This is a genomic window from Polaromonas sp., from assembly GCF_030682935.1.
Lineage (GTDB): Bacteria > Pseudomonadota > Gammaproteobacteria > Burkholderiales > Burkholderiaceae_C > Polaromonas.
Genome location: NZ_JAUXNA010000354.1, coordinates 1 through 1,679 on the forward strand (window position 1 = coordinate 1; position 1,679 = coordinate 1,679).

A 1,679-nucleotide genomic window follows, 5' to 3' on the forward strand; every position below is an offset into this window, starting at 1 on the left:
GCGGCAGCCCAAACCACCCGGCCTTACCGCGCCGGTGAAGGCGAAGTCATACTGCCCGCCAAGGGAGACACGCCATGAAAAAATCCCGCTGGTTCGGCCACCCCTGGCTGTCGGTCTTGCTGGCGGTCAGCTGGCTGCTGCAGCACACGCTGGCGCCGGTACACCTGATCTCGGCCGTGCTGATAGGCCTCGTGGTGCCCCGCCTGCTGCACGACTTTTTGCCTGCCATGGCACCGGTGCGCCTGGTGCCGGCGCTGCGCCTGATGGGGGTGGTGCTGTGGGATATCGTGCTGTCCAACTTTGTGGTGGCACGGCTGGTACTGGGCCCCGTGTCGCGGCCGCAGCCGGCGTGGGTCACGGTGCCGCTGGCGCTCAGCCACCCCACGGCCATTTCATTGCTGGCCAGCATCATCACGACCACGCCCGGCACGGTCTCGTGCACCGTCGACGAGCAGCGCCGAATCATCCTGGTCCACGCACTGGACTGCAGCGATCCGGCGCAAATGGCGGCCGACATCAAGGCGCGCTACGAGCGCCCGCTGCTGGCCATCTATGAACACACGCCGAAACAAACCGGAGACAGCGCATGAGTTTCAACATCCTGGCGCTGGCGCTGGACATCGCCGTGGGCGCCGTGTCGCTGGCGATTGCGCTGTGCGCCTGGCGCCTGATGCGCGGTCCCCACGTCACGGACCGCGTGCTGGCCATCGACACGCTCTACATCAACGCCGCGGCCCTGGTGGTACTGCTGGGTATACGCCTGCGTACCCCGATACTGTTTGAGGCGGCCCTGATCATAGCGATGCTGGGTTTCGCCTCCACGGTGGCGCTGGCGCGCTACCTGACCCGCGGCGACGTCATCGAATGAAACGGAGGGCATGAACATGGGGTTTCATCCTGTTATTGAATGGCTGGCGGCGCTGCTGCTGCTGCTGGGGGCTTTTTTCCTGCTGGTGGGGGCCATCGGACTGACTCGCTTGCCCGACTTCTTCATGCGCCTGCACGCACCCACCAAGGCCTCCACCCTGGGTCTGGGCGGCATGCTGCTGGCCAGCATGCTGCTGGCGGCGGCCCATGGACGGGCCGGTTTTGCGGAGCTGCTGATCACCTTGTTTGTCTTCGTGACCGCGCCGGTTTCCGCCAACCTGCTGGCGCAGGCGGCGTTGCACCTGCGCGTGCCGGGCAAGGCCCCGCCGCCCGAAGACGCCGTGCCTGAGCGCCGCGCTTCCTGAGCCGGAATCAGTCGGTCTTGCGGCCGACCATCTTCTGCGGCACCACCCAGGCGTCGAACTGCTCGGCCGTCACATAGCCCGAAGCAATCGCCGCCTCGCGCAGGCTGCTGCCATCCTTGTGCGCTTTCTTGGCAATGAAGGCCGCTTTGTCGTAGCCAATGTGGGGGTTGAGCGCAGTCACCAGCATCAGCGAGCGGTTCACCAGTTCCGCAATGCGCTCGCGGTTGGGCTCAATCCCCACCGCGCAGTGGTCGTTGAAACTCACCATGCCGTCGGCCAGCAGGCGCACGCTTTGCAGGAAGTTGTAGGCGACCATGGGCCGGAACACGTTCAGCTCGAAATTGCCCGACGCGCCGCCGAAATTGATCGCCACATCGTTGCCGAACACCTGGGCGGCCAGCATGGTCAGCGCTTCGCTTTGCGTCGGGTTGACCTTGCCCGGCATGA

General features: G+C 65.6%; 3 protein-coding genes and 1 pseudogene. 3 read left to right on the plus strand and 1 reads right to left on the minus strand.

Features of this window, described 5'->3' with window-relative positions:
* Positions 1-74 precede the first annotated feature (74 nt).
* From Q8K05_RS16580 to Q8K05_RS16590, 3 genes are read left to right on the plus strand one after another with little or no spacing between them, the layout of a single operon-like run.
* On the plus strand, positions 75-590 hold the full coding sequence (locus Q8K05_RS16580) for a Na+/H+ antiporter subunit E (RefSeq protein WP_305247717.1): 516 nt from the start codon (positions 75-77) through the stop codon (positions 588-590).
* On the plus strand, positions 587-868 hold the full coding sequence (locus Q8K05_RS16585; RefSeq protein WP_305247718.1) for a K+/H+ antiporter subunit F: 282 nt from the start codon (positions 587-589) through the stop codon (positions 866-868). Before Q8K05_RS16580 ends, Q8K05_RS16585 begins: the two co-directional genes overlap by 4 nt.
* Before the next feature lie 10 nt (positions 869-878).
* On the plus strand, positions 879-1,232 hold the full coding sequence (locus tag Q8K05_RS16590; protein ID WP_305247719.1) for a Na+/H+ antiporter subunit G: 354 nt from the start codon (positions 879-881) through the stop codon (positions 1,230-1,232).
* A 7-nt stretch (positions 1,233-1,239) separates the two neighbouring features.
* On the opposite strand, the pseudogene Q8K05_RS16595 reads toward Q8K05_RS16590, so the two are convergent.
* Positions 1,240-1,679: pseudogene (locus Q8K05_RS16595) on the minus strand (lyase family protein); the annotation flags it as partial.